This is a genomic window from Fluviicola sp. (assembly GCF_030151805.1).
Lineage (GTDB): Bacteria > Bacteroidota > Bacteroidia > Flavobacteriales_D > Crocinitomicaceae > Fluviicola.
Window position 1 is genome coordinate 1 of the sequence record NZ_JASLCN010000011.1, and the last position, 8,138, is coordinate 8,138.

10 protein-coding genes are annotated in these 8,138 nt (G+C 41.2%); 7 read left to right on the forward strand and 3 right to left on the reverse strand.

What is annotated here, in order from left to right:
* The 3 genes from Q1V93_RS00310 to Q1V93_RS00320 form a co-directional block, all read right to left on the reverse strand.
* Positions 1 to 294 (reverse strand): DoxX family protein (locus Q1V93_RS00310; RefSeq protein WP_300659841.1); only part of this gene is annotated, 294 nt, incomplete at its 3' end.
* 5 nt (positions 295 to 299) lie between these two features.
* The gene (locus Q1V93_RS00315; protein WP_300659844.1) at positions 300 to 710 is read right to left on the reverse strand and encodes a VOC family protein; all 411 of its coding nucleotides are present in this window, start codon (positions 708 to 710) and stop codon (positions 300 to 302) included.
* Positions 711 to 1,752: 1,042 nt separating this feature from the next.
* Positions 1,753 to 3,192 (reverse strand): AAA family ATPase, encoded by a 1,440-nt coding sequence (locus Q1V93_RS00320; RefSeq protein ID WP_300659847.1) that lies wholly within the window; start codon positions 3,190 to 3,192, stop codon positions 1,753 to 1,755.
* Positions 3,193 to 3,313: 121 nt separating this feature from the next.
* On the opposite strand from Q1V93_RS00320, the gene Q1V93_RS00325 reads away from it, so the two are divergent.
* The 7 genes from Q1V93_RS00325 to Q1V93_RS00355 all read left to right on the forward strand — a co-directional run.
* A complete protein-coding gene (locus Q1V93_RS00325; protein ID WP_300659850.1) occupies positions 3,314 to 4,063 on the forward strand; it encodes a DUF3822 family protein in 750 nt (249 codons plus the stop codon).
* Complete coding sequence (locus tag Q1V93_RS00330; RefSeq protein ID WP_300659852.1) at positions 4,054 to 4,593, forward strand: RsmD family RNA methyltransferase; 540 nt, start codon at positions 4,054 to 4,056, stop codon at positions 4,591 to 4,593. Before Q1V93_RS00325 ends, Q1V93_RS00330 begins: the two co-directional genes overlap by 10 nt.
* A 1-nt stretch (position 4,594) precedes the next feature.
* A complete protein-coding gene (gene coaD / locus Q1V93_RS00335) occupies positions 4,595 to 5,056 on the forward strand; it encodes a pantetheine-phosphate adenylyltransferase (protein ID WP_300659855.1) in 462 nt (153 codons plus the stop codon).
* A 2-nt stretch (positions 5,057 to 5,058) separates the two neighbouring features.
* Positions 5,059 to 6,495, forward strand: a complete 1,437-nt coding sequence (locus Q1V93_RS00340) for a redoxin domain-containing protein (protein ID WP_300659858.1) — start codon at positions 5,059 to 5,061, stop codon at positions 6,493 to 6,495.
* A gap of 54 nt (positions 6,496 to 6,549) precedes the next feature.
* A complete protein-coding gene (locus Q1V93_RS00345; RefSeq protein WP_300659861.1) occupies positions 6,550 to 7,134 on the forward strand; it encodes a nitroreductase in 585 nt (194 codons plus the stop codon).
* Positions 7,135 to 7,206: 72 nt separating this feature from the next.
* Positions 7,207 to 7,983, forward strand: coding sequence for a hypothetical protein (locus Q1V93_RS00350; RefSeq protein WP_300659864.1), 777 nt, complete (start codon positions 7,207 to 7,209; stop codon positions 7,981 to 7,983).
* Positions 7,984 to 8,138: cupin domain-containing protein (locus Q1V93_RS00355; RefSeq protein ID WP_300659867.1), on the forward strand; the 155-nt coding region annotated here is incomplete at its 3' end. It lies immediately after the preceding gene.

The following is an 8,138-nucleotide window of genomic DNA, read 5'->3' on the forward strand; positions in this document are numbered from 1 at the left end:
AAAGGTAGAGCCTTTCATTCCGTCTACCCAGGCCAGTGCATAGAACGCAGAGCAAACATCCAGGAAAAGTCCGAAATAAGCCCATTCTTTGATTCTGTTTCCGAAAAAAGGCAATAAGATCACCAACGCTCCGATTGGTTTCAGAATTCCCAGTTCCCAATGAAACCAAAGCGGTAATCCCAGGTGTTTGGTTCCTTCCAATGCAAACGGATCATTTAAAAAGAAGACTCCCGGAATGATAAACAAACCGATTAAAATGGTACTTACCCAAAATGTGATTTTTACTCCTTTCATACAGTTTAAGCTTTTAATTTTGAAAAATCCATGTATAATCCGTTCCAGCGGTGTCCATCTAAATCTGCAAAGGCAAATCCGTACATCCATCCCTGATTTTCTGCGGGTTCGGAAAAAACATTCCCGCCGGCTTGTTTCACTTTTTGTGCCAATTCGTCAATTTCTGAAGTGCTTTCGGCATCAAAAGAAATGAGCATTTGAGCAGTGTTTTGTGTATCGTTCATTGCCAAACCTCCATTGATGTGTTTAAAAATGGAATCGGCAAATAACATCACAATTGTTTTTCCTACCTGAAAACAAGCTCTTTCTCCCGGAGCAGATTGTTCCGGTTTGAGTGTAAATCCAATTGCTGTGAAGAAGTCTTTGGATGCTTCTACGTCCCTGACAGGTAAATTGAGCCAAATTTCTTTTGTCATTGTTGTATCAGTTAAATGTGGTAAAATTAATCACTTGAAAGTAGGAATAAAAGTATTGCCTGCCAATTAAAAAATGTGTGGAACGGGTTTCACTGTGTGTTTTGATACTTCTTTTTAGTTTTGGAGACGTACAAGTAAGTTCTTTTTCCGGAAGAGGATTCCTCTTTTTTGGGAGTAAATCTAATTGCGTGAAGAAAAATCGGGCAGTCTTTAATTACGAATTACGAATTACGAATGCCGAATTACGAATGCCGTCCCGAAATTGGGGTAGGCAAGGGTAGATGAGGTTGAAAGAGTTAGAGTCAAGGATCAAGAGGCAAGACTTGAAGAGCCAGGATATTGGGATGTAATTGGAGGGGATGAACTCTTTTTTTACGGTCGTTTTCACACATCTGTGATGTGTTTTGATTTTAGGATTTCAAGGTCTTATTCCTTTCTGATCCCGGGAAAACAGGACTGAAGAGGGCAGAAAACGGCTGAAACGCCCTAAAATCGCATGTTAAATCTATAACATTTTAATACTGTATCTATACTTAATCCATACTCTATCTATGCTCTATCCATACTTGAATCGTATTTGGCGGGTTGAGATGCTGTTTTTGATTATTATTTCGCGATACGGGGGGGGGTACATTTGTGTGAATTGTTTTGTCAGCTATCGCGGTTCAATGTTTTTTTACTTCCGATGAATTGAGTCAGGATTTTCGGAGACAAGAGTCAAGACCTGATCTGTTTGTTTTGCTTTAAATTTTCTTTGGACGTAATATTGCGGAATTACGCCACTATTTTTGATTCATTCAGTTCCTTATAATCAATTTCTTCATTTGCATTCTTTAGACTGCTAAAACCCTGTGAATAAAGAATCTTTCAGGACTGGTTCTTCCGGTTCATTTTCAAAGAGCGCTCTTCGAGAACTCCTTTTAGACATTTCATTTTCCGGACGTAATATTGCGGAATTGCGTCAAAACTTTCAGAGACAAGAGTCAGGACAGAAATCTTGTTTTATCTCTTTAAACCTTCTCTTTTAACTCCCTTTTCAATTTCAACTTTTCACTTCAACAAGCTCTTCCAGCAAATTTACCGTATACAACTGCTCGCTGGCTCGTGTCACTGCCGTGTATAACCAACGCAAGAACGAAAAGTCTAATTGCTCCGGTTCCAGGTAGCCATGATCTACAAAAACAGTTGCCCACTGTCCGCCCTGTGATTTGTGGCACGTTACCGCATAGGCAAACTTGATTTGTAAGGCATTGAAATAAGGTGATTTCATGATTTCCTGGTAGCGCTTCTGTTTGTTGCGCTCGTGCATATAATCCTTCTCGATCTCGAAAAACAAGTTCTTCAGAAAATTCCGGTCCAGGTTCGGCTGTTCGATAGAAAGCGTGTCCATAAACGCAATGGCTTCAAAACGATCCAGATCCGGGTAATCGATCAGTGAAACTTCCAAATGCGCAAACCGAACATCATAAACCGTTTCTATTTTCCGGATGCGATGCACTTTCAGCAACTCGCCATTTGCAATAAAACCTGCCGAACTGAGCGGATCCAGCCAAAAATAGTTGTTCTTCACCACCATCAGTAAATCTCCGCCACAAAGCTCTTCTTCCATCATCAGAATCCGGTTGCGGATATGCTGATTGTACAAATTTGCCCGTTTATTCGACCGGGTGACGATCATCACTTCGTCTGTACCACAATTGCTGTAAGCAGATTCTATTTTCTCAATCAATTCATCGCCCGGAATCGCTTTTACGTCTGCAAAAGAATGTAAATCAAGCTGCGGAATTGTTTCTTCAGCCTGAGCCTGCCGAATTCGTGTGGCATTTTCCAGGATTCCCGAATCTTCCTGCTGCCGCACAACCGAGGTCAATCCGTAAACGGTAAAATGAACCAATGGGAAATGCTGATTGAGATAAGCGGTACTTAACGCCGGACTTTCATCCGAACCAACCGGCGGAAGCTGCCCTTCATCTCCAAGTAAAATCAGTTTACAGTTTTCACCGCTTAAAGCATATTGAAACACATCTTCCAGCAAATTCCGCGAAACGCTTCCATCCGATTGCAGCGAATAATCCCCGATCATCGAGGCTTCATCTATGATAAAAATGGTGTTTTTGGATTTATTCGGAACCAATTGCAATTTCACACTTCCATCAGGTCCGGCTCCGGTAAAGTAAATGCGTTTATGAATGGTAGTTGCCGGCATTTTAGAGCGCAGGGAAAGTACTTTCGCCGCACGCCCGGTTGGCGCCATGAGCACCGTTCGCCGTTTCATCACATTCAAAGCTTGGATATAAGCTCCCAGAATACTGGTTTTTCCCGTTCCGGCATATCCTTTGAGAATGAAACAGGAAGGATTCTCCTGCTCAAACGTGAATTCAGCCAAATACCGGATCAAAACCTCCTGTTCTTCGTTTGGTTTATGACCGAAAAAAGATAAAATCAACCGATAACATTCCTCTTCAAAAGATGCTGAATTCATTCGATAAAAGTACGTATTCCAATTACGAATTGCGAATGCCGAATTACGAATTAAAGCAAGCTCACGCAGTTTTAGCGGATGAAGGCCGCTGAGTTTTACTATATTTGTAGAAAACGAGTTTGTGCAATTAATACTAGAAATTACTCAGCAAAGCATTGCAGCGTTCCAACTTGCAGGAAGTGAAATCCAGTTACTGGAAAAAGCCGTTTGCACGAAAAGAACCGATGCCGGCTATAAAGAAGTATTGACACAAGTCATCGAAAAAATCGGGAACCTGGATCGTTTTGAAAATTTCTCCTGCGCTTATTTCGGACAGGAGTTTTGTCTGGTTCCGAACTCGCTCTTTGCGGCGTCCAATCCGGAAACCTTGTTACAGTATTCCGTACACAAGAACGTTTCCAAAAGTGATGTGGATTATAACCGCTTACCGGAATGGAGTTCTGTAATCGTCTACCAGCTTCCGATGTGGGTAAAGTCCGTATTGATTCTGAAAGCTCCGAGAATCGTGATCCAGCACGAACTGACTCATGTGTTGCGCTATTTAACAACCGGTTCGCTCATTCCCCTGCGTTCGCACCTGATTATCCACGAAGAGCAATTCTCCCTGGTGGTGCGGAAAGACGGCAATATTGTACATACCAGCATCCAGGAATACCAAAACGAAGACGATATTGCATATCATCTCGCAACCGTATTCACCCAACTTCAGATCAACACCAAAAACGAATTGTTTATTCACGGAACCGGAGATTCGGTAGAAAGCATCCAGAAAAAACTGGAAGCACAGCTCAAACGAATCCATCTTTTCGAACCGGTTAAAATAGAAATACAAACTTCAAATCACCTTCAATTTCAAACATTGTGCGTATAGTAAGAGGCATTTATAAGGCCAGAAGATTCAGTCCCCCGAAAAGTTTTCCTTCAAGACCAACAACTGATTTTGCCAAGGAAGGGATTTTCAATATTCTGGAAAACAGGTACAGTTTACTGGATCTGAATATCCTCGATCTGTGTGCAGGAACAGGAAATATTTCGCTGGAATTTTTATCCAGGGAAGCAGGAAATGTGACTTCTGTAGACAAACATCCTGTGTGTGTCAAATTCATGTACAAACTGAAAAAGGAACTCGGAATTGAAGATGAATGGCTGATTACCAAAAATGAGGTTCGGAATTACCTGGAACAATGTGCAGATACTTTTGACCTGATTTTTGCTGACCCTCCCTACGATTTAACTTTCCACAAAGACCTGGTACGTTTGATCCGTGAACGAAAACTGTTGAACGAAGGCGGAATCTGTTTGATCGAACATGGAAAACAAACAGATTTAACCGGGGAAGACGGATATTTAGAAACACGAAACTTCGGTAATGTTTACTTTAGTTTCTTTCAATTCAATTGATATGAAAAAAAGTGCTTGCTTTCCGGGATCATTTGATCCCTTCACCAAAGGTCACGAAGACATTATCCGGAAAGGTCTCGATCTTTTTGACGAAATCGTTATCGCGGTTGGCGTGAATTCCAGTAAAAACTACCTCTTCCCGCTTGAAAAAAGACTGAGTCACATCAAAAGCTGTTTTGAGAGCGAACCGAAAATCCGGGTAATTACCTACCAAAAATTAACCGTTGATATGTGTAAGGATGAAGGCTGTAACTACATTCTACGCGGATTGAGAGATGTGAAAGATTTCAATTACGAAGTTCCGATCGCCTTGATGAATCGCTCGATGAGCGAGATTGAAACCGTTTTCCTGATTCCGGATACTTCCCTGTTTGCGATCAATGCAACGATTATCCGGGAGATCTACAAAAATGGCGGGAAAATTGATAAGTATGTAACGAATTTCGAACAACTCGTTAATTAGACATGAACAAATATGCGCTTCTCCTTTTCTTGTTTTCCTTCGGTTTTACCGGAATCCATGCACAATCAATCACCGAAATAACGGGTTATGCTCCTGCATATATCGGGAAAGAAGTGGAATTGTACGAGATCTCCGATTTCATCACCTTAAGAGAAGAACGGATCGCTTCTACGACCGTAAAAGCCGATAGTAGTTTTAACCTGGTTTTTAACCTGGATGAAACCCGGAAATTGATTTTGAAGGCAGCAAATAACAAAGCAAATTTGTATGCAAGTCCGGGCGCGAAATACGAAGTTTTCTTTCCGGAAAAGAATCAATACGATCCTTACAATCCTTCCGGAAACTTTATTGAGCTTTCGTTTTTTAACCTGGATAAAAAGGACATCAATTATAAAATCCTGGAATTCAACCGTTGGAATGATGAGTTTGTAGCCCGTTATTACACTAAAAAAAATGCGGATTCCAAGTATTTCGTGGCGCGTCTGGATACATTCAAAATGGCTGTCGAAAAATACTACCTGGCAGATACTGTGGATAAATTCTTCGGCTACCACCGGAAATACACCATCGCAAAGCTGGACGACCTGCGTTTTACAGGAAGCAGAAATCAATACGAAAAATACGATTTCTATATCCGGTCAACTCCCGTTTATTATCAGAGCGAGGCTTATTTCCAGTATATCAGTCACTTTTACGAAAAGTTGCTCCCGCGAATCAATTCAGAAATAAACAACCGCATTTATCTGGGCATTCTGAAATCGAGCCCTTCTGCGATCTACAATGCCATGTCGAAGGAATACACCCTGCAGCACAATTACAAATTGCGCGAGTTGGTGATGCTGAAAACGCTTTCCGAATGTTTCTATGAAAAGGATTATCCGCAGACGAATATTCTGACCATTTTGGACAGCGTTTCCAAATTCGGGCTGTTTCCTGAGAACCGTATTGTGGCGCAAAACATCCGTTTCCGTTTGACGGAACTGAGCCAGGGTTCCAAAGCTCCGGATTTCCTGCTTAAAAATGACACGAAAGATCTGACACTTCAAAGTTTCAGTAAAAAATACCTGTACCTGTTTTTTATAGATCCGAACAGCCTGGATAATACCAAGCAAATGAATCTTCTGAAGCCAATTTATGAGCGTTACAAGGATATTATAACCTTTGTAATGGTTTACAAAGAAAAACCGGACGGCAGTATTGATGTTGCGAAATTGAAAAACGAATATCCGTGGACCATTATTCCGGGCAAGGAAAGTAACTCGATCTTTAAGAATTACAACGTGGTCAATTACCCGTACTACGTATTAATTGATCCTTTCGGTTATGTGATCAATGCTCCTGCTCTCGGTCCGATGCCGAATGGCGTATATGAAACAATCGACCGGACCTTTTTCATGATTCAGAAAGCGCTTAAAGACGGAAACGGGGCAGATCGCTAAATAGAAGAACCATAATTCGCGAATTCGGGTTATTTTTACAAAAAAAAACTCAGAATGCGTTACAATCTAAGTGAAGTAACAGCGATTATTCGCGATCGCAGAACCATATATCCGGAACAATACAGCACTCGAAAAATTCATAGAGAGCAAATCGAATTATTATTGAACAACGCCATCTGGGCTCCCACTCACGGAATGACCCAACCCTGGAAATTCATTGTTTTCCAGGACAATGCATTGCTTGAATTATCGGAAACATTAGGAAACATTTACCTCACAGAGATCCCGAAAGAGAAGCAAGTGGACAGCAAATTGGGGAAACTCATGAGCAGACCGAAAATGGCGAGCGCTGTGATTGCCATTATTCTGAACCGGGAAGAAGGGACACGTATCAGCGAAGAGGATGATTTTGCAGCTATTTCCTGCGCCGTTCAGAATATGCATTTAACGGCAACTGCACAGGGAATCGGTGCTTTTTGGGCAACTCCGGGAGTTATCAAATTCGAATCCTTCAATGAATTTTTAGGATTGGAAAAAGGACAACGTTGTGTTGGTTTGTTTTACCTGGGATATCCCGCAATTGAATGGCCGAAGGGACAACGCAAACCAATTGAATACTTAACCGAGTGGAAACAATAAGCTTCTGTTAAAAACGTTAAAGCTCCAACGAAACAGCAAGATCGTGCGTTCATGAATAAAGAAAGAAAAATAATGCAAAAATCAATCTTAATTTTAATCGTTTGTACTTTTTCCATCTTTTCTTATGGACAAAAACGCAAGGTTAAGAAGGAACGTTTTCCCTCCTATTTCGGGATTGTTGCTTCTCCTGTTATTCCGAATAACTTTATCGGAGCCGTTCATACTGAAATTCAGGATGAGAACAAAATCATGACCGCTGATTTCCACAATAAATGGGGATATACTTTCGGAGCAACGATCCGGATCGGTTTATCCAAATCCATTAGTATCGAAACAGGAATCTCGCAAGTCAGAAGAATCTACGACGTAGGGGTTTCTATTCCTGATTCCAATCTGTATGCCCGTCAGAAATTGGCCTTTATCAATTACGATATTCCTTTAAATGCCTTGTTCTACGTGAAGTTGACCGAACAGTGGTACATGGACGCTTCTTTGGGAGTTTCCATTACGCATTATCCTTCGGATGTACAGGATTCGATGCATCCGACTCCAAAAAAGACTGTTTTCGTTCAGGGAAGAAGAACAGAAAGTACTTACTTTGCCATGAATGCCGGAATTGGTTTTGAATACAGAACTCCAAAAGCAGGAACCTTCTTTTTAGGTTTCGGAGCAAAAGTTCCTCTCAAACAACCACTTTTCGGCGTAGCGATTTTACGTCAAAGCGGAACCGGAACTCAATTTTTCATTTACAAACCCATTACCGCCGGATATTTCACCATCGATTTCAGGTATTTCATACCTACTCCGAAAAAGAAGAAAGATCCCGGAAATAAAAGCATTGTCGAATAAATGGAACTTCCTCAAAGAGCCAGAGAAATCATCGAAGCATTTGATCTTAAAAGTCACCCGGAAGGTGGCTTTTATGCTGAAACATATCGTTCTCCGGAAAGCATTCCTGGTAAAAACAGGCAGCTTTTAACCAGTATTTACTTTCTGATCACCGG